A 24728-nucleotide genomic window follows, 5' to 3' on the forward strand; every position below is an offset into this window, starting at 1 on the left:
GGACCACGTCCTCACGCGATCGGCGCCGGGGCCGAGGGCCGCGGGGCGGCGGCCAGGCGGCGCAGCACCGCCGGGGTGACGGCCCGGTAGGCGGCCGGGTTCACCGGGTTCAGCCAGTGCGACGCGCGGACCGGGGCGCCGATGTTCACGTCCAGGTCGCCGAGCACCTCGTCCACGTTGTGCAGCGAGAACGGGATGATCTTGCCGCCGCGGCTGTGGTGGCGGTTCGTGGCCTCGTCCATGAACGCGAGCTGCTGCGTGATCGCCGCGCGCATGTCCGGGGGGCTGGGGCGGCGGACCGCGCCCGCGATGTCGGCCGCGATCCACAGCGCGGCCATCTCGGCGTTGAGCGGGCTGAAGAACGACGAGTTGTAGCCGTTGAAGTACAGGTCGGGCACGTCGGCGGGGAGGATCTGGCGGTACAGCTGGAAATTTCCCCGCTCGTCCAGCAGATGCCCGGTCACCGCGTCCGGCAGGAAGGGCACGCCCTGCGTGAAGCCCGTCGCGCAGACGATCAGGTCGGCCGGGAGCCGGGTGCCGTCGTCCAGTTCGGCGTGCGGGGCGCCGCCGACGGTGAGCAGGCGCGCGATCACGCGGTTCTTGTGCACGGCGATCCGGCCCGCGGTCACGCCCTCGAAGAAGCCCTCGGTGGCCAGGCCGATCGCGCCGCGCACGATGTCCTCCATCCGGCCCGGCGGGACCAGGCCGAGCCGCTCGAGGCCGAACTGGCGGACCGACACCGTGCCGATCGAGTTGATCATGCTGGCCCGCAGGCCCTTGCCCGGGCCGTGCAGGAACCTCTCCATGCCGCGCAGGACCCGGTACCGGAACAGGGCCTCGCCCATGCGGGTCAGCAGGAGCAGCTTGAAGTTCCGGACGCCGCCGACCTTGCGCGGGACCTTCCACAGCAGATGGCGCGCGACGACGCCGGTGCTGGCGGCGACCTGCGACAGCGGCACGGTGACGTCGCACGCCGACTTGCCGTAGCCGACGACGAGGACATGCCTGCCCCGGGCGGCGCCGGCGTCGTGCAGCGCGGTGCCGGCCAGGACCTCGCCGCCGGCCGCGGTGAACTCCTCCAGGCCCGGGTAGGCGGGGACGAGGGGCTCGCAGAAGATGCCGTTGGCCACCACGAGCTTGTCGAAGCTCGCCTCCCCGGCCGGGGTCGTGAGCGTCCAGCCGCCGCCCGCCGCGGGCGTGGCCGAGCGGACCTCGGTCGACAGGCGCAGGGCGGGCGCCAGGCCGAACTCGTTCGCGTAGGACTCCAGGTAGGCCTGGACCTGGGCGCCGGTCGGCCACTGCGGGTAGTCGCGCGGCATGGGGTGGTCCGACAGGGAGTACTGCGCCTTCGGGCTCTGCGTGGTCAGGCCGGGATAGCGGCGGGTCCGGCTCCACACCCCGCCGACGTCGGGCGCCTTGTCGTAGACGGTCACCTCGTGGCCGGCCTGCCGCAGCACCTTCGCGGTGCTCAGCCCGGCGACGCCGGCCCCGATGACGCCGACGCGCATGCTCAGCTCACCTCGGGCGGCAGCTGGAGCACCAGGCCGAAGTCGGCCATGATCTGCTTGATCTTCGTGATGTCCCGCGGCCCGGGCGGCAGCTCGGCCAGGGCCTGGTAGTAGCCCTCGAGCCCGGCCGGCGAGACGACGGAGATGACCCGCGCCTCCTCGCCGGTGCTGTTGCGGAACGTGTGCACGACGTCGCGGGGCAGGTACAGGTAGTCGCCCAGGCCGATGGTGAACCGCTCGCCGCCGAGGAAGCAGTCGAGCCGGCCGGCCAGGCAGATGAACGACTCGTCCTCGCGGGTGTGCAGGTGCGGCGGGGGTCCGTCGGTGTGCGGGGGGACGGCGTACTCGAACAGCGAGTACGCGTCGCGCGTCGTCTTGCCGTCGGCCTTCATCGTGATGCCGAGGCCGATCGCCGCGATCTGGGTTCCTTCGCGGGAGGGCAGCATGTATCCGCCGCCGAGGGTCATCGTCGTCTCCCTAAGCCGTAGGTCGTCACAGCGTGGGCGCCCCGCGGAAGGAGAAGCAATCGGCAGTCCCGGTGAGCGGGACTACGAAAGCCGCGAGTAGGCCCGGGACGCGGCCGCGGCGGCCAGGCGCACCGCCGGGCCGATGCGGTCGGCCCGCACCAGGGGGCTCGGGCCGGTCACCGACAGGGCCGCCGCCACCGAGCCGAGCGGCCCGAAGATGGGTGCGGCCACGCAGCTCACGCCGATGTTGCCCTCCTCCCGGTCGACCGCCCAGCCCCGCTCGGGGACCGCGGTGAGCTCCCGCATGATGGCGACCGGGTTCGTGAGCGTGCGCGGGGTGCGGGCCGGCATCGGCTGGCCGAGGACCGCGTCGATGACCTCGGGCTGCGAGTACGCCAGGATCGCCCGGCCCAGCGCCGAGCAGTACGCCGGAATCACCCCGCCGACCTGGGACAGCATCGGCAGCGCGCGGTGCCCGCTGATCTTCTCGACGACCAGGATCTGCGCGCCGTCGAGGACGCCCAGCTGCACGGTGATCTTCGTGGCGTGGTGCAGGTCCTGCAGGAAGGGCAGCACCGCCTCCCGCAGCTCCAGCCGGATCGGGGCCAGCCCGGCGACCTCGAAGAGGCGGTTGCCGATGCGGTACCGCTCGGCGGGCTTGTCCAGCCACCCGAGCCGGATCATCTTCTCGGCCGTGCGGTGCGTGGTCGAGCGCGGCAGCCCGCACCGGGCCACCAGGGCGGCGAGGGTCAGCTCCCGGTGCGCGGCGTCGAACGCGCCGAGGATCGCCGCGGCCCGGTCGAGCGCGCCCTCGGCGGGTGTGTCCCGCTCAGCGGGACTCATCGTTGGTTCCGGCTGTGCACACCGGTCAGGCTAGGCGCACTCGCACTCAGGCTAGGCGCACTCGCACTGAGGAGGCCACCATCAAAGCCCTCGTCGGCGGGGGAGCGAGCGGCATCGGCTTCGCGATCGCCGCCCGGCTCGCCGCCTTCCACGACGTCACCATCATGGGCCGGCACGAGCGGACCCTGCGCAGGGCCGCGGCGCAGATCGGGGCGGACTTCCTCGTCGCCGACATCACCGAGCCCAACGACCTGCGACCCGACGTGCTGATCGTGAACGCGGGCGGCCCGCCGCCCGGACGCATTCTCGACGTCGGCGACGATGCCTGGCAGCACGGCGCCGAGCTGCTGCTCTTCGGCCCGCTGCGGATGGCGAGGGCATGCCTGCCCGCGATGGCCGGGCGCGGGTTCGGCCGGGTCGTGTTCATCACCTCCACCGCCGTCCGCCAGCCCCAGCCCGATCTGGCCGTCTCGGTCGTGCTGCGCTCGGCCGTCACCGCCGCCGCCAAGCTCCTCGCGCGGGAGTACGCGGACCGTGGCGTCACCGTCAACTGCGTCGCCCCCGGCCCGACGGACACCGCCCGCCGCCGCGAGATCCTCCAGGCCCGCGCCGCCCGCACGGGCGAGTCCTACGCCGAGCTCGACCGGCGGGACGCGGCGCTGGTGCCCGCGGGCCGGGCCGGCGAGCCGGACGAGATCGCGGCGGCCGTGCAGTTCCTGGTATCCCGGGACGCGAGCTACATCAACGGGACCGTGCTCACGGTCGACGGCGGAAGAACGGAAACCATCTGATGGGATTGTCTGGCAACGGCTTCGACCTGGGCGAGTTCCTGGCCACCATCGGCGACACCGTCCGGCCCAGCGCCGCGCGGCCCGTGGTCGTGCACGCCGGCGAGCTCGAGACGCTGCCGGCCGGGCAGATCCACAACCCGACGACCCTCGCGATCGCCGGGAAGCTGCCCACCGCGACCTTCGAGATCTTCCGGCAGACCATCCCGCCGGGCGAGAGCTCCGACATGCAGCGGCACTACCACGAGACCGTCCACTACGTGATCGCCGGGCGCGGGCACAGCGACGTCGAGGACGAGACCGAGGCGTGGGCCACCGGCGACTTCGTCTACACGCCGCCGTGGACCTGGCACCGGCACTACAACGACTCGGCCGGGGAGCCGGTCGAGTTCCTGACCATCGAGAACTCCCGCCTGCTGGCCGCGCTGGGGATCGTGCGCCGCCAGAGCGCCGGGCTGTGCACGGTGGACGAGGCCCGGAGGAGATTCCATGACTGACCTGCCCGAGCACATCTCGATCTGGGCCGAGCTGGCCGACCTCGACCACGAGCTGCGCCACGTCGACGTCGCCGGGGTGCGCACCCGGGTCCTGCGCGCCGGGAGCGGGCCCGACCTGGTGCTGCTGCACGGCACCGGCGGGCACCTCGAGGCCTACGCGCGCGACCTCGCCGGCCTGGCCGAGGACTTCACGGTCACCGTCTACGACATGGTCGGCCACGGCTGGTCCGGCCTGCCCGACCGGCCGTACACCATCGACGTGCTCAGCGATCACCTCGTCGGGCTGCTCGACGCGCTCGGCATCGGCGCCGCGCACCTCTCGGGCGAGTCGCTCGGCGGATGGGTCGCGGCCTGGACGGCGGCCTTCCACCCCGGCCGCGTCGACCGCCTGGTGCTGAACACGCCCGGGAACATCACGAACAAGCCCGAGGTGATGCGGCGGCTCAAGGATTCGACCCTGGCGGCCGTGCGCGACCCCAGCGACGAGACCGTCCGCCGCCGGGTCGAGTTCCTGTTCCACCACACCGAGATGGTCACCGACGAGCTCGTCGACCTCCGGCGGCAGGTGTACTCCCGCCCCGGCTTCGTCCGCGCCATCGAGAACACGCTCGTGCTGCAGGACCCCGTGGTCCGCCGGGACTTCGCGTGGGACCCCGCCTGGGTCGGCAAGATCGCGGCGCCGACGCTGCTGCTGTGGACCGACCACGACCCGACCGGCGGGCTGGACGAGGCCGAGCTGCTGCTCGGCTGGATTCCCGACGCCCGGCTCACGGTCATCGCCGACGCCGGGCACTGGCCGCAATGGGAGAAGCCGCGGCAGTACCTGCGGGTGCACCGCGAGTTCCTGCGTGACCGCCGGGACCCCTCATGAGCGGTACGGAGCGGAGCGGAGTGGCCGCTCATCGGCAGGCTCAGTCTTCGTCATGGCGTGGCCGGAGCGAAGCGGAGGCCGCGTCATGAGCGAGATCGTGGGACTGGTGGGGATCTCGCATTCGCCGTTCGCCACGATGATGCCGCCGACGGGCCCGGACGCGCCCGGGGGCCGGTTCCTCGCCGACGCCGCCCGGGTCGCCCGCGCGGTCGCCGCCCTCGCGCCCGACGCGCTCGTCGTCGTCGGCCCCGACCACTTCCACGCCAACTTCTACGACGCCATGCCCCCGTTCGTGCTCGGCGTCGAGGAGGCCCACGCGTTCGGCGACTTCGGCAGCCGCCGCGGCCGCCTGCCGGTCGCCGAGGAGCTCGCCTGGGCGGTGCGCGACGGGCTCGCGGGCGCGTTCGACGTGGCCCTCTCCTTCGCGCTGACCGTCGACCACGGCATCGTCCAGGGCTACGAGATGCTCCGCGGAACCGCGGACCTCCCGCTCGTGCCGCTGGTCGTCAACACCGCCGCGCCCCCGCTGCCGTCCCTGGCCCGCTGCGTCGGGCTCGGGCGGGCGCTCGGCGCCGCGATCCGCGCCTGCGCCGACCCGGGCCGGGTGCTGCTCGTCGCGAGCGGCGGCCTGTCGCACTGGCTGCCGTCGAACGACCCCCGCGACCCGGCGGTCCCGGCCGACCGGCGGGCCTCGATGATCCACGGCCGCCGCGACGTCGAGGCGTTCTCGGCCGCCCGCGAGCCCCGCGTCCGGGCCCTGGCCGGGCGCCCCGACGCCCCCGTGAACGCCGACTGGGACGCCTGGTTCCTCGGCCGCCTCGCGCGCTGCGACGTGGACGCGGTCGTCGGCCTCGGCGACGACGGGCTGGAGAAGGACGCCGGCAGCGGCGGCCACGAGGTGCGCACCTGGCTCATCGGCCTGGCCGCGGCCGGGCGCCCGCTGGTGTGGACGAGCTACGAACCGGTCCCCGAGTGGATCACCGGCATGGCCATCGGCACGACCTTCGAGGTGAGCTGAGCGTGGACGCGCTGTCCTGCCTGCTTCAGGCGCGGGCCTCCGGCGTCCCCTGCCCGCCGGTGCGCGGGCTCCTGCCGCCCGGCGACGTGGCCGCGGCCTACGCGGTGCAGCGGGCCTGGGCCGAGGCGGACGGCTCGCCGGCCTCGACCTGGCGGCGGTGCCGATGACTCGACCTGGCCGCACGCGCGTGAGCCTGGCCGCGGTCCGATGACCGCGGCCAGGCTCCGGGGCTTGCGTCAGTTGGAGGCGACGCCGAGGCCGGCCTGGCCGGTGGTGTCCGGGCCGCCGAGGTTGCCGAGGCGGGCGTGCAGGTCGTCGATGTCGCCACCGGTGAACGACGGCGACTCGCCCTCGTCGTAGCCGGCGCTGTACGCCTCGTGGTGACCCTGCTCGAGCGCGGTCGACTCGGCCTGGTGGGTGTCGTGCTCGAACACGCCGAACTGCTGGCCGAAGTCCGTCTCCGAGCCGTGGTCCGCGTGCAGCTGCTCCATCGCGCTGTGGTCCTGGCCGGCCTCGAAGTGGCCGAAGTCGGCGCCCTGGCCGGCGAAGTCCGGCTGCTCGTCGCCGTGGAAGCCGGGGTCGAGCTGGCCGCCGTCGTCGTAGTCGCTCATGCTGTCCGTCCTTCGGGAAATGTCGCGGTGGGTGTTCGGCTGAAACGATAGGCGCCCGGCCCCGGCCCGCGTATCCCCAAACCGCGCCACCCCGCTCAGGCGGGATAGCGCCGCGGCGTCCAGACCACCGGCGGCTCGCCGTCGCGCTCGCGGACCCGCGTCTGGGACGAGCCGATGATGAGCAGCGTGCGCATGTCCACCTCGGAGGGCTCCAGGTCGGCCAGGGCGACCACGCGCACCGACTCCTCCGGGCCGCCCACGTCGCGGCCGATGACGACGGGCGTGCCGGCCGGCCGGTGGGTGAGCAGGAGCGCCTTGGCCGCCTCGACCTGCCACGTGCGCGACTTCGAGCCGGGGTTGTAGACGGCGATCACGAGGTCGGCCCGGGCCGCGGCCTCGAGGCGGCCCGCGATGACGTCCCAGGGCTTGAGGCGGTCCGACAGCGACAGCACGCAGAAGTCGTGGCCCAGCGGGGCGCCGGCGCGGCTGGCCACGGCCTGGGCCGCGGTCAGGCCCGGCAGGACCCGGACGGGGACGTCCTTCCAGCGCGGCTCGGCCGCGACCTCCAGCACCGCGGCGGCCATCGCGAAGACGCCCGGGTCGCCGGAGGAGACGACCGCGACCCGGCGCCCCTCCTTGGCCAGGGCCAGGGCGAACTCGGCGCGCTCGGCCTCGACCCGGTTGTCGGAGGCGTGCCGGCGCTGGCGGGGGTTGCCGGGGACCCGGGCCAGGTACGGCCCATACCCCACGAGATCGTCCGCGGCGGCGAGCGCGGCCTGGGCCTGCGGCGTGAGCCAGTCGCGGCCGGCCGGGCCGAGGCCGACCACCACCACCTCGCCCGCGGACCCCGGTGCGGGCCGCTCGGCCAGTGCCGCGGCGGTCTCGTCGTGGACGCGGGACGGCAGCAGGGCGATCGAGAAGTACGGCACCGTCGCCGGGTCCACCTCGGCCAGCGGGGCGACGCGCTCGCCGGCGGTGGTGGCGCGCTCGACGTACCAGGCCTCGTCCAGCCGGCCCGCCCGCTCGAGCGCGTCGCGGACCTTGCCGAAGGTGCGGCCCAGCTTCATCACCGCGGCCGAGTCGGTCGCGGCGAGGCGCTCGGCGAGCGCGTCGGCGGGCAGGGTGCCGGGCAGCACGGTCAGCACCTCGTCCCGCTCGACCAGCGGGCGGCCCAGCACCGCGGAGGCGCCGGCCACGGACGTCACGCCGGGGACGACCTCGGTGCGGTACCGCTGCGACAGCCGCTTGTGCATGTGCATGTAGGAGCCGTAGAACAGCGGGTCACCCTCGCACAGCACGACCACGTCCCGGCCGGCGTCGAGGTGGACGGCCAGCCGCGCCGCCCACGCGTCGTAGTGCTCCTCGATCACGCCCCGGTAGTCGGGCGTGTCCTCGGTCGTCACCGGGTAGACCAGGGCCTCCTCGACCTGCTCCGGGCGCAGGTAGGGCGCGGCGATCGCGCGGGCGATGCTGCGGCCGTGGCGGGCGCTGTGATAGGCGACGACGGGCGCGGCCGCGACGAGCCGGGCCGCCTTGACCGTCATCAGCTCCGGGTCGCCGGGGCCGAGGCCCACCCCGTACAGCCGCCCAGTCTCCACCGTGATCATTCCTTCTCGCTCGCGATGGCGTTGACGGCGGCGGCCGTCATCGCGCTGCCGCCCCGGCGGCCGTGCACCACGAGGTGCTCGAGGCCGGACTCGGCCAGGGCCGCCTTCGACTCGGCGGCGCCGATGAACCCGACCGGGATGCCGATCACCGCGGCGGGCGTGCCGGCCCCCTCAGCGACCATCTCCAGCAGCCGGAACAGGGCGGTGGGCGCGTTGCCGACGGCCACGACGGCGCCGTCGATGCGGCCCCGCCACAGTTCGAGCGCGGCCGCGCTGCGCGTGTTGCCCAGGGTCGAGGCCAGCGCCGGTACCGCCGGATCGCGCAGCGTGCACACGACCTCGTTGTCGCGGGGCAGCCGCGCCCGGGTCACCCCCGACGCGACCATCTCGGCGTCGCACAGGATCGGCGCGCCCGACCGCAGCGCGGCGCGCGCGGCCGCGACCACGCCGGGGGAGTAGCCGACGTCGGCGGGGAGGTCGACCATGCCGCAGGCGTGGATCATGCGGACCGTCACCTGGGCGACGTCGGCCGGCAGCCCGGACAGGTCGGCCTCGGCCCGGATGGTCGCGAACGAGCGCCGGTAGATCTCGGCGCCGTCGCGGATGTAGTCGCTCATCCGCGCACGCTGCGCTGGTAGCCGGACGCCGTCGCCAACATCTCCACGTGCCTTCCCTTCGGTGCGCCACAGCGCCGCTCGCAGCCCACCCAGTGCGCCGGCTCCGAGGAGCCCGCGAGCACCGAGGCCCGGGCGTCCGCGCGAACGTCGGCGAGCGCCTTGGCACACCCCGGCCGGCCCGCGCACGCCGTCACCCCGGCCCACGGCGAGGCCGGGTCCGCGACGAGCCCGGACGCCACAGCTTGCGGCATCGTCGATGTGGGCACGACCACGGTGCGCCATGGCGTGACGATGATCTCTCCGGCCAGCGCCGCGGACTGGGCCGGCGTGAGCAGTCCGAGCGGCACGGCGAGCACGGCGGACGAGCCATGGATGCCGGGCTCGGGCGGGTCCAGCCGGGTGAGCGGAATGTCCGAGACGGTGGTGCCCAGCCGCGCGGCGACGCGCGCCGGGCCGTCGTCCAGCTCGGCCAGCCGCCACGCCCTCGAGGCCTGCGCGGCGCGCTCGGCCAGGAACGCCTCGGCGGCGCAAACGAGCAGCTCAGGGCCGCCGTGCCGCGCGGTGGGGCGACCGGCCAGGGTCAGCCGGGAACCGTGCAGGCCCACGTCGCCGAGCAGCGGCGTCACGTCCCCGCGGCCGTCGTCGACGGTGGCCAGGAACCGGCCCGGCAGCCCCGCGAGGGCCGGCGTGGCGCACAGCAGCGCGTCGAACGCCGCGACCAGGGGGCGCACGGCCGCGCTCAGCGGGCTGGCGACGATGTTGCGGACCCGCTCGTGGGTGGCCGACGGCAGCAGCCCGGCGTCGGTGAGCCGGGCCGCGAGCTCGTGCTCGGCCCCCGGCCTCAACGCCCTGACCTGCACGTTTCCGCGCGAGGTGAGCTCCAGCGCCGGATCGCCGAGCTCGGCCGCGGCGGTGCGCAGGACCGTCAGCCCCGCGGCGGTGAGCCGCCCGCCGGGCAGCCGGACGCGCGCCAGCCCGCCGTCGGCGGCCGCGTGGACCTGCACGGCGCCGGGGCACCGGTCGGGGGCGTCGCGTCCGCTGGGAGCCTGCACGCGGCGGATACTACCTGCGCTTGACGGCACACACGCTCGTCCTGAAGAGTTGACGGCGCTGTGCAACGGCGACGTGGAGGAACCCGGTGCGAATCCGGGACGGTCCCGCCACTGTGAACCGGAGAGACGATTTCCGGCAAGCCAGGATACTCTCCGCCGCCGGACCCATCCCACCGTCTTGGGGCGCGGACCCCGAGGGAGGACCCGGCGTGATCCTGCTGTTGTCGACGTCCGACACCGACCTGCTCAGCGCCCGGGCCAGTGGTGCCGCGTGGCGCCTGGCCAACCCCTCGCGCACGGCGGTCGAGGACCTGCCGGGGCTCGCCGAGGGCGCGGAGCTGGTCGTGGTGCGGTTCCTCGGGGGGTACCGCGACTGGCAGGAGGGCTTCGACGCGCTCCTGGCGACCGGGCTCCCGGTGGTCGTCCTCGGCGGCGAACAGGCCCCCGACGCCGAGCTCATGAGCCACTCCACGGTCCCGGCCGGCCTCGCCGCGCAGGCCCACGCCTACCTGGCCTTCGGCGGCGCCGCCAACCTCGCCGAGCTGCACCGCTTCCTCTGCGACACCGTCCTGCTCACCGGCCACGGCTTCGCCGCCCCGGTCGAGACCCCCGCGTGGGGCGTGCTGGACCGCGAGGCCGCGCCGGTGGACGGGCCGACGGTCGCCGTCATCTACTACCGGGCCCACCACGTCGCCGGGAACACCGCGTTCGTCGAGGGCCTCTGCGCCGCGCTGGAGGCGGAAGGTGTACGGCCCCTGCCGGTCTTCGCCGCCTCCCTGCGCACCGCCCCGCCCGAGCTGCTCGGCACCCTGGGCCGGGCCGACGCGCTCATCGTGACCGTGCTCGCGGCCGGCGGCACCCGCCCGGCCGACGCGCAGGCCGGCGGCGAGGACGAGGCCTGGGACGTGGGCGCGCTCGCCGCCCTGGACGTGCCGATCCTGCAGGGCCTGTGCCTGACCAGCAGCCGCGAGACGTGGGACGGTAACGACGACGGGCTCTCGCCGCTGGACACCGCGACCCAGGTCGCCATCCCGGAGTTCGACGGGCGGCTCATCACGGTGCCGTTCTCGTTCAAGGAGATCGACGAGGACGGCCTCACCGTCTACGTCGCCGATCCCGAGCGGGCGGGCCGGGTGGCGGGGATCGCCGCGGCCCACGCGCGCCTGCGGGGCCTGGCGAACGCGGACAAGCGGATCGTGGTGATGCTCAGCGCGTACCCGACGAAGCACTCGCGGATCGGCAACGCCGTCGGCCTCGACACGCCCGCGAGCGTCGTGCGGCTGCTGGCCGCGCTGGCCGAGCGCGGCTACGACCTCGGCGAGGGCTTCCCGTCCGACGGCGACGCGCTCATCCACGAGCTCATCGCGGCCGGCGGCCAGGACGTCAACTGGCTCACCGAGGAGCAACTGCGCGGCAACCCGGTGCGGATTCCGGCCGAGCGCTACCGGGCGTTCTTCGAGACGCTGCCGGAGGACCTGCGCGCCGGGATGGAGCAGCACTGGGGCCCGGCCCCGGGCGAGCTGTTCGTGGACCCGGACAACGGCGACATCGTGCTCGCCGCGCTGCGGCGGGGCAACGTCGTGGTGATGGTGCAGCCGCCGCGCGGGTTCGGCGAGAACCCGGTGGCCATCTACCACGACCCGGACCTGCCGCCGTCGCACCACTATCTCGCCGCCTACCGCTGGCTCGCCGACTCCTTCGGCGCCCACGCCGTCGTGCACGTCGGCAAGCACGGCAACCTCGAGTGGCTGCCGGGCAAGACGGTCGGGCTGTCGGCCGGCTGCGGCGCGGACGCGGCCCTGGGCAACCTGCCGCTCATCTACCCGTTCCTCGTCAACGACCCCGGCGAGGGCACCCAGGCCAAGCGCCGCGCCCATGCCACGCTCGTCGACCACCTGGTGCCGCCGATGGCCCGGGCGGACACCTACGGCGACATCGCCCGCCTCGAACAGCTGCTCGACGAGCACGCGAACATCGCCGCGCTCGACCCGGCCAAGCTGCCGGCGATCCGGGCCCAGATCTGGACGCTCATCCAGGCCGCGAAGCTCGACCACGACCTGGGCCTGGACGACCGGCCGCACGACGCCGAGTTCGACGACTTCCTGCTGCACGTCGACGGCTGGCTGTGCGAGGTCAAGGACGTGCAGATCCGCGACGGCCTGCACGTGCTCGGCCAGGCCCCCTCCGGCGAGGCGCGGATCGACCTGGTGCTGGCGATGCTGCGGGCCCGCCAGATGTGGGGCGGCCAGGTGGCGGCCCTGCCCGGCCTGCGCGAGGCACTGGGGCACGATGAGTCCACTGTGGATCGGGCTGCGGTCGACGACGTCGAGTCGCGCGCCCGCGCGCTTGTCGCGGCGATGGAAGCTCGCGATTGGGCTGTCTCCGATTTGTCGGATATTTCCGACAATCCGGATGTCGTACGTGTCCTGCGCTTCGCTGCCGAGGAGATCGTGCCGCGCCTGGCCCGCACCACCGACGAGCTGACGATGGTGCTGCACGCGCTCGACGGCGGCTACGTGCCCGCCGGGCCGAGCGGGTCCCCGCTGCGCGGGCTCATCAACGTGCTGCCGACCGGGCGCAACTTCTACTCCGTGGACCCCAAGGCCGTCCCCTCGCGACTGGCCTGGGAGACCGGGCAGGCGATGGCCGATTCGCTGCTCACGCGGTACCGGGCCGACCACGGCGACTGGCCCCGCTCCGTCGGGCTGTCGATGTGGGGCACCAGCGCCATGCGCACCGCCGGCGACGACATCGCCGAGGCCCTGGCGCTGCTCGGGGTACGCCCGGTCTGGGACGAGGCCTCGCGCCGGGTCACCCGCCTGGAGCTGATCGACCTCGCCGAGCTGGGCCGCCCGCGCATCGACGTGACCATGCGCATCTCCGGCTTCTTCCGCGACGCCTTCCCGCACGTGGTCGCCCTGCTCGACGACGCCGTCCAGCTCGCGGCCTCGGCCCCGGGGGAGTCGCCGGAGGAGAACTTCGTCAAGGCGCACATCGAGGCCGACGTCGCCGAGCACGGCGACGCGCGCCGGGCCTCGCTGCGCGTGTTCGGCTCCAAGCCGGGCGCCTACGGGGCCGGCATCCTCCCGCTCATCGACAGCCGGAACTGGCGCGACGACCGCGACCTCGCCGAGGTCTACGCGGTCTGGGGCGGCTACGCGTACGGCCGCGGCGTCGACGGGATCGAGGCGCGGGCCGACATGGAGGGCGCGTACAAGCGGATCAGCGTCGCGGTCAAGAACACCGACACGCGCGAGCACGACATCGCGGACTCGGACGACTACTTCCAGTACCACGGCGGCATGGTGGCGACCGTGCGCGCCCTCACCGGGAAGGCGCCCGCGGCGTACGTCGGCGACAGCACGAACCCGGACGCCGTGCGCACCCGGACGCTGAGCGAGGAGACCGCGCGGGTGTTCCGGGCCCGGGTCGTCAACCCGCGCTGGCTCGCGGCGATGCGCCGGCACGGCTACAAGGGCGCGTTCGAGCTCGCGGCCACCGTCGACTACCTCTTCGGCTTCGACGCCACCGCCGGGGTCGTGGCCGACTGGATGTACGAGAAGCTGGCCGAGTCCTACGTGTTCGACCCGGACAACCACAAGTTCCTGACCGAGTCGAACCCCTGGGCGCTGCACGGGATCGCCGAGCGGCTGCTGGAGGCGGCCGACCGGGGCCTGTGGGAGCACCCCGAGCAGTCCACTCTGGACGGTCTGCGCGAGGTGTACCTCCAGACGGAGGGCGACCTCGAGGACGTGTAGCCCAGCCTCGCCGGGGCCGCGACCGTTAGCTGCTTCGGCGGGCCGCGACCGCTAGCTGCTTCGGCGGGCCGCGACCGCTAGCTGCTTCGGCGGGCCGCGACCGCGACGGTGCTGTAGACGACCGGGAACGCGTCGGGGATCGCCCGGCCCACCTTTGCCAGGACGCCGGCGAGGGTCTCGGCCGGGAGCCGGTTCACGCCGCCGGAGGTGGAGACCTGCTCGAGCCATTCGTCGCGGGTGTAGTCGCGCCGCCACGGGAACGTCCACGGCTCCGGCTCGCCGAACCCGCCCGCCGTCCGCATGCCCTCGGCGGCCCGGTCGGCGAGGGGGCGGTACGCCTCGCCGCCGAACGAGAACCGGCCCGGCACCGGGATGTGTTCGCGCAAGGCGTCCCCGGTCGCCTCGGCGACCTCCGGCGGCGGCTCGACGCCGTTCCAGAACAGCGCGAGCAGCCCGCCCGGCCGCAGTGCCCGCGCCGCCGTGGCCGCGCCCCCGACCGGCTCGACCCAGTGCCAGGTCTGCCCGGCGACGACGGCGTCGAAGGCGCGCCCGGCCGGGTCCCACGCCTCGATCCTCGCCACCTCGACCTCGAGCCCCTGCCGGCGCGCCACCTCGGCCATGCGCGGGTCGGGGTCGACGCCGAGCACCGAGCACCCGGCGGCCTGCAGCTGCCGCGCGACGATCCCGGTGCCGCAGCCGACGTCGAGCACCGTCCGGCCGGGGCTGCCGGCGAGGATGCGCTCGATCAGCGCGGCGGGGTAGCCGGGGCGGGCGCGGTTGTAGCGCTCGGCGTCGGCGCCGAAGGACTCCGCGACCGCCCGCTGCTCATGTGAGTGCTCGGATGACGGTAGAGTGGGCATGCGCCCACCTTAATGGGCAAGTGCCCACTAGGCAATGGAGGGTTGCACACGTGCCGACCGGGGTGGCCATCCGCGACGTCCGCGAGCAGCTGTTCGCCGCCGCCGACCGCATCCTGCTGCGCGACGGCCCGAGCGGCCTGACCAGCCGCGCGGTGACGACCGAGGCGGCGGTCGCCAAGGGCGTCCTGCACAAGCACTTCGCCGACTTCGACGCGTTCCTGGCCGAGTTCGTGCTCGACCGCGCGCACCGCATGGCGCCGCAGGCCGAGGCGCTGCGGTCCGCGGCGGGCGGCGGCACCGTCGCCGGCAACGTGGCCGACGCCCTCATCGGCGTCTTCGGCTCGGTCGCGGTCGCCATCGTCGCCCTGATCACCTTCCGCGACGAGCTGCGCGCGCGGCTGCGCGAGACCTGGCCGGCCGGCGTGCCGGTGCTCACCGACGCCGCCGTCATGCTCGGCGACTACCTGGCCGCCGAGCGCGACCTGGGCCGCCTCGCGCCCGGCGCCGACCCGCAGACCCTGGGCGCGATGCTCATCGGCTCCGCGCACCTGCTCTTCGCCGACCGCACCGGGCCGACCCCGGACCGCGCGGCGGTCGAGCGCACGGTCCGCGGCGTGCTCGACCTGGTCCCCGGGTGAACCTGCTCTTCGCCGACCGCACCGGGCCATCCCCGGACCTCGACCTGGTCCCCGGGTGAACCGGCCCCCACAGATATTCACATTCCTCGTTTAACCGGCTACCCTGCCCGGCGGGAGCCGCGCGCGTTGACATGGTCCGTCCGAATGTCAGCCGCGTCGCCGCCGCGCCCGGATGCGCGACGGCGGCAGCGCACCCCCGAGGAGTACCGATGCAACTTTCATCGACCGCCCGGCGCCTCGCGGTCGGGGCCCTCGTCGTGGTCACCGCCGCCCTGGGCCTGACCGTGCTCGACCGGCCCACCCCGGCCGCCGCGCACGGCTCGCTCACCGATCCCCCGTCCCGCAACTACGGCTGCTGGGCCCGCTGGGGCTCCGACTTCCAGAACCCGCACATGGCCGACACCGACCCGATGTGCGCCCAGGCCTGGCAGGCCAACCCGAACACGATGTGGAACTGGAACGGCCTCTACCGCGAGGGCGTCGCCGGCAACCACCAGGCCGCCATCCCCGACGGGCAGCTGTGCAGCGGAGGCCGTACGCAGAACGGCTTCTACGCCTCCCTGGACACCGTCGGCCCGTGGGTCGCCGCGACGAAGCCGAACAAGTTCACGCTCACGCTGACCGACCAGGCCCAGCACGGCGCGGACTACCTGCTCATCTACATCACGAAGCAGGGCTTCGACCCGGCCACGCAGCCGCTGACCTGGAACAGCCTGGAGCTCATCCAGCGCACCGCCCGGTACGCGCCCGCGCCGCAGTACCAGGCGGAGGTCGACGCCGGCACCCGCACGGGCCGGCACGTGATCTACACGATCTGGCAGGCCAGCCACCTGGACCAGTCGTACTACCTGTGCAGCGACGTCATCTTCACCGGCACCGGCGGCGGGACGGGCTCGCCGTCGGCCTCGCCCTCGAAGTCCCCGTCGGCGTCCGCCTCGCCGTCGCGCTCCGCGAGCACCTCGCCGTCGGCCAGCCGCTCGGCGTCCGCCTCGGCCTCGGCCTCGACCCCGCCGGTCACCGGCGCGTGCGCCGCGACCTTCACGAAGACGTCGGAGTGGGCGGGCGGCTTCGGCGCGGACGTGAAGGTCGCCGCCGGCTCGGCGGGCATCAGCACCTGGACGGTGAAGATGACCTTCGCCAACGGCCAGACCGTGAGCAGCTACTGGAACGCCACGCTGACGAGCAGCGGCTCCACGGTCACCGCGGTCAACGCGAGCTACAACGGCCGGCTGAGCGCGGGGCAGAGCACGAGCTTCGGGTTCAACGGCACGTGGACGGGCACGAACAACCCGCCGGCGCTGACGTGTAGCGCGGCGTAGCGCTCGCTCAGCGGATCCAGTGGTCGTACGGGTGGCGGCCGGGCCGGAACCCGGTCGCCTCCGCGAGCGCGGCGGCGTCGGCGAACCCGGCCGCCACCGCCTCGGGCCGGTGCGCGTCGCTGCCGAAGCTCACGGCGGCGCCACCGGCCTCGCGCCACCACCGCAGCAGCGTGGGCTCGAGCGTGCGGCGGGTGTTGATCTCCAGCGCGCGGGACTGCCCGGCGAGGGTCTTCAGCACCTGCCGCACCTCGTCCTCGTAGTCCTCGATGCGGAACACGTGGCCCTCGGGCACGTACCGCACCGGGTAGTCCAGGTGCGTGAGCGTCGAGAAGTCGCCGAAGGACTCCAGCATGCGCACGACCTCGGCGAAGTAGTCGCGCAGCACCTCGGAGACGCCCCGGGAGCCGTACTCGTCCTCGACGAGCCGATCCTCGTCGCCCACGCGCACCGAGTGCAGCGAGCCGATCACCCGCTCGAACGGCGCGCTCGCGAGCAGCGCGGCGGCCGGCTCGGCGAACCAGTGCGGCTCGCCGAGCTCGACCCCGGTGATGATGCGCAGCGACGGGTACTTCGCGCGGCACCGCTCGATCGCCGCCAGGTAGCCGTCCACGTCCAGCGGCGGCGGCGCCAGGTGCGCCGGGTCGGCCATGTGCGGGGTCCACCGGTCCGGCACCGTGTCCGGGTCCACCGTCCACGACACGAAGTCGGTGTGCTCGGTGAACGCGATCGCCGGGAGCCCGAGCTGGACCGCCCGCGCGCACGAGCCCTCCATGTCGCCGGTGTCGGTGTCCCAGGAGAACTGGGAGTGCGTGTGCAGGTCGGCGGGAAGCTGGCTCACGCGCCCAATGCTACGGCCGGGCCCAACTACGGCTTGGGCTCAACTACGGCTTGGGCTCAGCTACGGCTTGGGCTCAACTACGGCCGGGCCAGGATTTCGCCGTGCAGCAGGGACATCCAGCCGTCGGGATCGCCCGCCCACTGCTTCCAGCCCTCGGACAGCCGGTCCAGCTCCTCCTGCGCCACCCCGGCCGCAAGCGCCTGCCGGGCCATCGCCGACTCCCGCACCCGGTCGGCCCACATCCCGCCCCACCACGCGCGGTCCTGCTCGTCGGCGAAGCACCAGGTGCTCGACGTCGCGGTCACGGCGGTGAACCCGGCCGCGTGCGCCCAGGCCAGCAGCCGCCGGCCGGCGTCCGGCTCGCCGCCGTTGGCGCGGGCCATCCGCTGGTACAGGGCCATCCAGTCGTCGAGCTCGGGCGGCTGGGGGTACCACGTGAACGCCGCGTAGTCGCTGTCACGCACGGCCACGTAGCCGCCCGGCTTGCACACGCGGCGCATCTCGCGCAGGGCCGCCACCGGGTCGGCGACGTGCTGCAGCACCTGGTGGGCGTGCACCACGCAGAACGTGTCGTCGGGGAACGGCAGCGCGTGCACGTCGCCGAGCACCACGTCGGCGTTCTCCACGCCGGCGAGCCCCTCCCGGGCCACCCCGACCGCCTCCTCGTTGACCTCGAGCGCGGTGACGTGCGCGACGCGTGCGGCCAGGTCGCGGGTGATGGTGGCCGGACCGGCCCCGACGTCGAGCACGCGCATCTTCTTGATGAGCACCGGCAGCAGGTAGGCGGCGGAGTTCTCGGCGGTGCGCCAGCGGTGGGAGCGCAGCACCGACTCGTGGTGCCCGTGGGTGTACACGTTCGTAGGCATGCTCGTACGCTAGCCCCGTCTTCTCAAACTTCGGAACGCCTGTCCCGAATAATGAGATCGCGCCATGACCGGATCGGTCCGTTTCGAGCCCGGCCCGGCCCTGGCTCAACCGGCGGGACGCGCGCAGGATCGACGGCATGAGAAGCGCACTGCTCGTCATCGACATCCAGGAGTCCTTCCGGCAGCGGCCCAGCTGGGCGGACATCTCCAACCCGGGCATCGCCGCCACGGTGGCCCCGCTCATCGCCGCCGCCCGCGAGCGCGGCGACCTCGTCGTGTGGGTGCTGCACTCCGAGCCCGGCACCGGCACCGTCTTCGACCCGCAGCGCGGCCACCTGCGCTACCTCGAGGGCCTCGAGCCGCTGCCCGGCGAGCCCGAGCTCGTCAAGACCAGCCGCAACGCGTTCACCACGACCGGCCTGCAGCAGCTGCTCACCACCGAGGGCGTCCGGCACCTGATCGTCACCGGCATCCAGACCGAGCAGTGCTGCGAGACCACCGCCCGCGTCGCCGCCGACCTGGGCTACGACGTCACCTTCGTCACCGAGGCGACCGCGACGTTCCCGATCGCCCACCGCGACCCGGACGGCCCGGCGCTGAGCACCGAGGACGTCATCGCGCGCACGGAATATGCTCTGGCCGGCCGCTTCGCCACCATCGCCACCGTCAAGGAGGTTCTCGCGCGGTGAGGATCGTCTTCCTGCTCGTGCCGCAGGTGCACCTGCTCGACCTGGCCGGCCCCGCACAGGTGTTCTCCACCGTGCGCGACCTCGGCCTCGGCTACGAGCTGCACTACGTGGCCGAGCGGGAGGAGGTGCCCACGGCGCAGGGCCTGCCCCTGCGCGCCCAGACCGGCTGGCCGCCGCTCACCCGCGACGACCTCATCCTCGTCCCCGGCTGGCGCGCGAGCCGGCTGGGCGAGCACGGCCGGCTGACCGGATCGACCCGGGCCAGGATCGCCGGCCACCACGCCGGCGGCGGGACGGTCGCGAGCGTCTGCGCCGGCGCCGACGCGCTGGGCCAGGCCGGCCTGCTCGACGGCCGCCGCTGCACGACGCACCACGGGCTCCAGGAGCATCTCGCGCGGCGTTACCCGAACGCCCGCGTGGTTCGCGACGTGCTCTACGTCGTGGACGAGCGGGTCGTCACCTCGGCCGGCATCGCCAGCGGCATCGACCTGGCGTTGCACCTGGTGGCGACCTGCCACGGCCCGGCCGTGGCCGCCCAGGTGGCCCGCGAGATGGTCGTCTACGCCCGCCGCAACGGCGACGAGCGCCAGCACAGCGCGATGCTGCGCCACCGGGACCATCTGAGCGATGTCGTACACCGCGTGCAGGACGTCATCGACGGCCGCTTCGCCGAGCGCCTGCCGCTGCGCGACCTCGCGGGCGCGGCCGGGGTGAGCGAGCGGACCCTGACCCGCGCGTTCGGCGAGGCGACCGGATTGACCCCGCTGCGCTACCAGCAGGTGCTTCGCCTCGAGCGGGCCGAGCACCTCATCGGCCACGGCGCGACGGTCGAGGCCGCCGCCCGCGCCGCCGGGTTCGAGGACGCGCGCATGTTGCGGCGCCTGAGGGCTAGAGCGTGAGCCGCCGTCAGCCTGTTCGTTGACGCGTGCGTGCTGGGCGCCTGAGGGTCAGGGCGTGCGCGCCGCCTCCTGCGCGGCGTCTCGTGCGCGGCGTCTCGTGCGCGGCGTCTCCGGCGCGCCGCCTACCGCGACGCTGCCGCCGCCGTCGGCCTGTTCGTTGACGCGTGCATGCTGCGGTGCCTGAGGCTGGAGCGTGAGCCGCCGTCAACCTGGTTGACGAACGTCGGCCCGCCGAGCCGAAATCAACATGGTTGACGAAAATCAACGTGGCGCGTCGACATCGACGCGCCGGATGGACATCCACGTGCTTGGCGGGCATCAAACGAAACGGCCGCCGGATGGCATCCGGCGGCCGTTCCCCTGGTGCGGTGGTGTTACGGGTTGATCGTGAGCGTGAACGTGCTGGTCGTGTTCCTGATGTTCTCGGCGTTCCCGGAGAACGTCAGGTGGTTGAACGTCGCCGAGCCGACCGCCGGGCCCTGGCCGGGCTCGGGCATCTCGTTGACCCAGATGCCGATGCCGGACTTGGCGTCGAACGCGTCACCGCTCCGCTTGGCGCCGGAGATGCTGATGTTGGTGAACACCGTGTCCGTCACCGGGTTCTCCGGCGAGGAGCCGGTGTACTTCGTCTGGAACATGATGCCGGAGTACGTCGGGTCGACGATGTCCACATCGGACACCCGGATCCCGCGGAACACCTTCGAGGCCGAGAAGACCCAGATGGCGCCGAAGGCCTGCTGGCCCCAGAAGTGGCCACCGTCGCGGACGAGCGACACGTTCTGGATGTTGGTCGGCTGGGTGCCGAAGCCCACGAACGGGTAGCCGAAGTCCAGCGAGCTGATCGTGATGGCCGAGTACGTCAGCATGTCCGCGATGTACATGTTGCGGAACGTGTTGTTGTACCCGCCGTAGACCGCGAGGCCGGCCGCGCGCCAGGTGAGCGTCGCGGACAGGTTCTCCCACAGGTTGTCGTGGTTGCCCACCGAGCCGCCGCCGTCGGTCGCCGAGAACAGCGCGAACGAGTCGTCGCCGGTGGAGCGGGCGTCGATGTTGTTCAGGTGGGTGTTGGTCGTGTCGTTCGTGAAGTTGATGCCGTCGGCGAACGTGTCCCGGATGCGGCTGTTGGAGATGTTGATGCCGCTGTTGTGCACGCCCCAGTACATGCAGACCGTGTGCTCGACCCAGACGTTGTCGATCGTCAGGTTCTGGTTGTCCTTCAGCTCGCCCCACACCTTGCCGGGGCCGTCGATGCGCTCGACGTAGTTGCCGAAGAAGGCCAGGTTCTTGAACGTCGAGCCGTTCGCCGAGGTCGCGACGCGGAAGCCGGCGTCGGTGTTCTGCTGGTCCTGCGGCGTGGTGAACTTCGTGTACCACGGGCCGGCCCCGACGACCTGGATCCCCTTGCTGTTGATGTCGAACTTGCCGGTGGTGACGTAGGTGCCCGCCGGCAGGTAGACGCCGACCGCGGTGCTGCTCTGGGTCGCGGTGTTGAAGGCGTTCTGCACGTCCTGCTGGGTGAAGCCGGCCGGGGTGATGTACGTGGCCGGGTTCGGGTTGGCGATCGGGGCGACCTGCTCGGTGTTGATGAAGTCGACCGCGATGTTGCCGCCGTTGGCCGCGTCCTTCTGCAGCTTGATGGTGCTGCCGGCGTTGACCGTGCTGTCCAGCATGACGTTGGCCTCGTCGTAGATGTGACGGGGGCCGGTGCCGGGGGAGTTGCTCGGCGACGCCTCGTTGCCGTAGAGCCACGAGTACTTCGACGTCAGCGAGATCGCCTTGGCGAAGGAGCCGTTGACGTAGACGTTGACCGACGACGTGGTGCCGTCCGGGATCGAGAACCGCACGACCACCGTGTTGGTGCTCTGCCGCGTGGTCCACTGCACGTACTGCCCGGTCCCGTTCAGCGTGACCGCCTTGCGGCCCGACGCCTCGCCGGCGAGGTCACCGATGGTGCGGTTCGGCCCGACGACCTGCGCGCCGCCGCCGACGGTGCCGTCCTCGGCCTCGTACATGTCGTAGGGCATGTTCGCGCCGCGCCCGACGAACAGCGGGTTGTCGCTGGTGTTGTTGGCCTGCTTGACCGACAGCTCGTTGGTGTCCGCGGCGAGGACGGTGGTGACCGTGTACTTGCCGTTGACCGCGGTCCACGTGCCGAGCGTGACGACCGGGGAGCTGGCGCCGGCGGCGAGCGTCCCGGTGTACGACCCCGTCAGCGTCTTGACCGTGGCGCCGGCGTTGTCCTTCAGCGTCAGGGTGATGCCGTGCGCGCCCGAGCCGCTGGCCTGGGTGCCCTGGTTCTTGATGACGACGCTGAAGGTGACCGTGTTGCCCGCGGACGGGTTCGACGGCGACCAGGCCACCGGGGCGGCGACCAGGTCCGAGGACTGCACCGGCTGCACCACGAGGTTCGAGCCGCTGGTGAACGAGTTGTTGGCCTCGTCGGTCTCGATGACCGAGTTGCTCTCGTCGACCTTCGCGCTCACCGTGTACGTGCCCGCGGTGCGTGGCCCGATGTTCGCGGTGAACGTGCCCTGCGCGCCGGCGGCGAGGCCGGTCACGTTGGCGGTGCCGGCCAGGACGGTGCCCTGGGCGGTGCCGAGGTAGAAGTTGACGTTGGTCGCGCCCGAGGCGGCCGTGCCCGCGTTCTTCACCGTGGCGGTCAGGCTCACCGAGTCGGTCTCGACCGGCGAGGCCGGCGAGGACGAGATCGCGGTCACCTGGAGGTCCGGGTTCGGCGCCGCGGCCCCGAAGATCTGGAACTCGGCGATCTGGCCCGACGGGGCGCCGGTGTTCGAGTTGATCTTCAGCTGGACGTCCGCGACCCGGGCCGAGACGGTGATGTCGACCGAGTTGCCGGTGGCCGGGTCGAAGCGGTAGTCCGCCGCCGACACCAGGTTGGTGAACCCGGTCGCGCTCTGCTCGCGGCCGAGGACCTGGATGTTCTGGGTCCGCGCGCCCCACGCGCTGCTCGGGTCGAGCTTGAGCGTGATCTTGGTGATGTCGTTGTTCGAGCCGAGCTTCGCGGTCAGGGTCGCCGGGAAGCCGGCCGCGCCCTCCCAGTACGTGGTGACGCTGTTGTCGTTGGCGTTGGCCGGCACGAAGGTGAAGACCGAGCCGCTGGCCTCGACCGGCTTGCCCAGCGCCACGTTGGTCCCCGGCGGCGGGTTGCCGGTGCCGGTGCGGGTGACCGTGTTGCTGGCCGCGGAGGCGTTGCCGGCGGCGTCGCGGGCCTTCACGTAGTACGACACCGTGGCCGTGTCCGGCTGGTTGTCCGTGTAGGTCAGCACGTTGCCCGCGACCGAGCCGCGCAGCGAGTTGTTCGCGTAGACGTCGTACCCGGCGATGGAGCCGCTGTTGTCGGTCGAGGCGGTCCAGGTCAGCTTGATCTGGCCGCTGGCCGGCGTGGTGTAGGCCAGGTTCCCGGGCGCGGTCGGCGCCTGGGTGTCGGGGTTGGTGCCGGTGCGGGTCACCGTGTTCGAGTTCGCCGACTGGTTGCCGGCGGCGTCGCGGGCCTTGACGTAGTACGCGACCGTCGCGGTGTCGGGCTGCATGTCGGTGTACGTCAGGATGTTGCCCGCCACGCTGGTGCGCAGGGCGCCGTTGGCGTAGATGTCGTACCCGGCGATGGAGCCGCTGTTGTCGGTCGAGGCGGTCCAGGTCAGCTTGATCTGGCCGCTCGCCGGCTGGGTGTAGGTGAGGTTCCCGGGCGCGGTCGGCGCCTGGGTGTCACCGGTCGTGGGGCCGTACACCTCCAGCTCCGAGAGCTGCGCGGCCGCCCAGCCGGTGTTCGCGGTGATGTTGACCCGCACGTACCGGGTGGTCGTCTGCGTGAACGGGATCGTCACGGTGTTGCCCGTGCCCGGCGCGAAGGTGTACGCGTTGCTCGCCACGATGTCCGAGAACGAGCTGCCGGTGGTGCTGCCCTGCACGGACAGCGTCTCGGTGCGCGCGCCCCAGGCGGCGGGGAGCTTCAGCACCACGGAGCTGACGGGCACCGCGGAGCCGAGGTCGACCTGCAGCCACTGCGGGAAGGCGCCGGAGCTCTCCCAGTAGGTGTCCTGGTTCGAGTCGCCGCCGTTGCCGGGGACGTACTGCGCGTTCTGGCTGCTGGCCGAGAACGTCTTGCCCGCGGCCAGGTTGGTGCCGGTGGTGGACACGCCGTAGATCTCGAACTCGGAGATCTGCGCCGCGGGCCAGCCGGTGTTGGCCGAGAAGTTCAGCCGCACGTACCGGGTGGTCGTGGCGTTGAAGCTGATCGTGACCGTGTTCTGGGAGGCCGGGTTGAACACGTATCCGGTCGAGCCGACGATCGTGGAGAAGCTCGTCCCGTCGGGGCTGCCGGTCACGGTCAGCGTCTCGGTGCGGGTCGCCCAGGCGGTGTCGTTGGGCAGCTTCAGCTTGATCTGGTCGATGCTCTTGGCGCTGCCGAGGTCGATCTGGGCCCACTGCGGCCAGGAGTTGTTGGCGCTCTCCCAGTAGCTGGCCTGGTTGCCGTCGTTGATGTTGCCGATGCCGTTCGCGCCGTTGGTGCTGCTGGAGGTGGCGGGGCGGCCACTGGCGAGGTTGGGGCCGCCGGCGGCCTGCGCCGGCAGCGTCTGCGCCGTCACGGCGACGAGGGTGGCCACGGCGAACGCCGCGAGCACCCTTCGCGTCACGAGCCTTCTGCTCATCGGGATCCTTCTCAATGCGTCTGAGCGGGGTGGTCGGTGCGGCGTGGCGGCGAGTTCGACCTGCTCTTGTGTTGGTGGACGGCAAGAGGCATTGGCGGGGGTCGTCGTCGGTGTTCGCTGGGCGCTTCCCGCGCGCGGGCGGGATTGGCGGTGCGCCGGCGGGCGGCCACGGGGGTTTGTGCTCATCTGTGGGGTCAGCAGGTGGTGAAGCGCGGCCGCGTGGGTGGTCCGCGACCGTGCGGCGACGTGCCCCTCTGCACGGCAACCCTCTCCGTAGGCGGGTGATGGGCGATCGGGCCGCGTTGGCGGTTC

21 protein-coding genes and 1 riboswitch are annotated in these 24728 nt (G+C 73.0%); of the genes, 10 read left to right on the forward strand and 11 right to left on the reverse strand.

The window, feature by feature from the left end; translation table 11 throughout:
- Positions 1 to 11 precede the first annotated feature (11 nt).
- The 3 genes from ABT369_RS00305 to ABT369_RS00315 form a co-directional block, all read right to left on the reverse strand.
- A complete protein-coding gene (locus ABT369_RS00305) occupies positions 12 to 1508 on the reverse strand; it encodes a flavin-containing monooxygenase (protein ID WP_350609013.1) in 1497 nt (498 codons plus the stop codon).
- A gap of 2 nt (positions 1509 to 1510) precedes the next feature.
- Positions 1511 to 1975, reverse strand: a complete 465-nt coding sequence (locus tag ABT369_RS00310; RefSeq protein ID WP_350609015.1) for a cupin domain-containing protein — start codon at positions 1973 to 1975, stop codon at positions 1511 to 1513.
- 81 nt (positions 1976 to 2056) lie between these two features.
- Positions 2057 to 2818 (reverse strand): IclR family transcriptional regulator, encoded by a 762-nt coding sequence (locus tag ABT369_RS00315; protein WP_350609017.1) that lies wholly within the window; start codon positions 2816 to 2818, stop codon positions 2057 to 2059.
- A 14-nt stretch (positions 2819 to 2832) separates the two neighbouring features.
- On the opposite strand from ABT369_RS00315, the gene ABT369_RS00320 reads away from it, so the two are divergent.
- From ABT369_RS00320 to ABT369_RS00340, 5 genes are all read left to right on the forward strand, one after another.
- Complete coding sequence (locus ABT369_RS00320) at positions 2833 to 3609, forward strand: SDR family oxidoreductase (protein ID WP_350609019.1); 777 nt, start codon at positions 2833 to 2835, stop codon at positions 3607 to 3609.
- Positions 3609 to 4103: a cupin domain-containing protein gene (locus ABT369_RS00325; protein ID WP_350609021.1), complete on the forward strand. Its 495-nt coding sequence runs from the start codon at positions 3609 to 3611 to the stop codon at positions 4101 to 4103. Before ABT369_RS00320 ends, ABT369_RS00325 begins: the two co-directional genes overlap by 1 nt.
- A complete protein-coding gene (locus ABT369_RS00330) occupies positions 4096 to 4974 on the forward strand; it encodes an alpha/beta fold hydrolase (protein WP_350609022.1) in 879 nt (292 codons plus the stop codon). The genes ABT369_RS00325 and ABT369_RS00330 overlap by 8 nt, the downstream gene beginning before the upstream one ends.
- Before the next feature lie 85 nt (positions 4975 to 5059).
- A complete protein-coding gene (locus tag ABT369_RS00335; protein WP_350609023.1) occupies positions 5060 to 5992 on the forward strand; it encodes a DODA-type extradiol aromatic ring-opening family dioxygenase in 933 nt (310 codons plus the stop codon).
- A 2-nt stretch (positions 5993 to 5994) separates the two neighbouring features.
- Positions 5995 to 6159 (forward strand): hypothetical protein, encoded by a 165-nt coding sequence (locus ABT369_RS00340; RefSeq protein WP_502891676.1) that lies wholly within the window; start codon positions 5995 to 5997, stop codon positions 6157 to 6159.
- A gap of 69 nt (positions 6160 to 6228) precedes the next feature.
- Here the strand turns inward: ABT369_RS00340 and ABT369_RS00345 are convergent, their stop codons facing one another.
- The 4 genes from ABT369_RS00345 to ABT369_RS00360 form a co-directional block, all read right to left on the reverse strand.
- Positions 6229 to 6603: a hypothetical protein gene (locus ABT369_RS00345; protein WP_350609025.1), complete on the reverse strand. Its 375-nt coding sequence runs from the start codon at positions 6601 to 6603 to the stop codon at positions 6229 to 6231.
- A gap of 95 nt (positions 6604 to 6698) precedes the next feature.
- Positions 6699 to 8210, reverse strand: a complete 1512-nt coding sequence (locus ABT369_RS00350; protein ID WP_350609027.1) for a precorrin-2 C(20)-methyltransferase — start codon at positions 8208 to 8210, stop codon at positions 6699 to 6701.
- Positions 8207 to 8827 carry a precorrin-8X methylmutase gene (locus ABT369_RS00355; protein WP_350609029.1) on the reverse strand — a complete coding sequence of 207 codons (621 nt, stop codon included), beginning with the start codon at positions 8825 to 8827 and terminating at the stop codon, positions 8207 to 8209. Before ABT369_RS00355 ends, ABT369_RS00350 begins: the two co-directional genes overlap by 4 nt.
- Entirely contained in the window at positions 8824 to 9879 is a 1056-nt protein-coding gene (locus tag ABT369_RS00360) for a ferredoxin-like domain-containing protein (protein ID WP_350609031.1), read from the reverse strand. The genes ABT369_RS00355 and ABT369_RS00360 overlap by 4 nt, the downstream gene beginning before the upstream one ends.
- Before the next feature lie 36 nt (positions 9880 to 9915).
- Positions 9916 to 10051: riboswitch (cobalamin riboswitch) on the forward strand.
- A gap of 37 nt (positions 10052 to 10088) precedes the next feature.
- Here ABT369_RS00360 and cobN point away from each other — a divergent pair.
- Positions 10089 to 13637: a cobaltochelatase subunit CobN gene (gene cobN / locus ABT369_RS00365; protein WP_350609033.1), complete on the forward strand. Its 3549-nt coding sequence runs from the start codon at positions 10089 to 10091 to the stop codon at positions 13635 to 13637.
- 77 nt (positions 13638 to 13714) lie between these two features.
- Here the strand turns inward: cobN and ABT369_RS00370 are convergent, their stop codons facing one another.
- Entirely contained in the window at positions 13715 to 14497 is a 783-nt protein-coding gene (locus ABT369_RS00370; RefSeq protein WP_350609035.1) for a class I SAM-dependent methyltransferase, read from the reverse strand.
- A gap of 50 nt (positions 14498 to 14547) precedes the next feature.
- Between ABT369_RS00370 and ABT369_RS00375 the strand changes: the two genes are divergently transcribed.
- Positions 14548 to 15135 (forward strand): TetR/AcrR family transcriptional regulator, encoded by a 588-nt coding sequence (locus tag ABT369_RS00375; RefSeq protein ID WP_350609037.1) that lies wholly within the window; start codon positions 14548 to 14550, stop codon positions 15133 to 15135.
- A gap of 209 nt (positions 15136 to 15344) precedes the next feature.
- Complete coding sequence (locus ABT369_RS00380; RefSeq protein ID WP_350609039.1) at positions 15345 to 16454, forward strand: lytic polysaccharide monooxygenase; 1110 nt, start codon at positions 15345 to 15347, stop codon at positions 16452 to 16454.
- Between the two features lie 7 nt (positions 16455 to 16461).
- Here the strand turns inward: ABT369_RS00380 and ABT369_RS00385 are convergent, their stop codons facing one another.
- Both ABT369_RS00385 and ABT369_RS00390 read right to left on the reverse strand, forming a co-directional pair.
- Positions 16462 to 17292 (reverse strand): histidinol-phosphatase HisJ family protein, encoded by an 831-nt coding sequence (locus tag ABT369_RS00385; protein WP_350609041.1) that lies wholly within the window; start codon positions 17290 to 17292, stop codon positions 16462 to 16464.
- 77 nt (positions 17293 to 17369) lie between these two features.
- Positions 17370 to 18146 (reverse strand): class I SAM-dependent methyltransferase, encoded by a 777-nt coding sequence (locus ABT369_RS00390; RefSeq protein ID WP_502891684.1) that lies wholly within the window; start codon positions 18144 to 18146, stop codon positions 17370 to 17372.
- 149 nt (positions 18147 to 18295) lie between these two features.
- Here ABT369_RS00390 and ABT369_RS00395 point away from each other — a divergent pair, with 149 nt between their 5' ends.
- Entirely contained in the window at positions 18296 to 18847 is a 552-nt protein-coding gene (locus ABT369_RS00395; RefSeq protein ID WP_350609045.1) for a cysteine hydrolase family protein, read from the forward strand.
- The gene (locus tag ABT369_RS00400; RefSeq protein ID WP_502891677.1) at positions 18844 to 19746 is read left to right on the forward strand and encodes a GlxA family transcriptional regulator; all 903 of its coding nucleotides are present in this window, start codon (positions 18844 to 18846) and stop codon (positions 19744 to 19746) included. The genes ABT369_RS00395 and ABT369_RS00400 overlap by 4 nt, the downstream gene beginning before the upstream one ends.
- Positions 19747 to 20120: 374 nt before the next feature.
- Here ABT369_RS00400 and ABT369_RS00405 read toward each other — a convergent pair whose 3' ends face one another.
- The gene (locus ABT369_RS00405) at positions 20121 to 24416 is read right to left on the reverse strand and encodes a galactose-binding domain-containing protein (RefSeq protein WP_350609047.1); all 4296 of its coding nucleotides are present in this window, start codon (positions 24414 to 24416) and stop codon (positions 20121 to 20123) included.
- Positions 24417 to 24728 lie beyond the last annotated feature (312 nt).

This window comes from Dactylosporangium sp. NPDC000244 (assembly GCF_040300725.1).
Taxonomy (GTDB): Bacteria; Actinomycetota; Actinomycetes; order Mycobacteriales; family Micromonosporaceae; genus Dactylosporangium.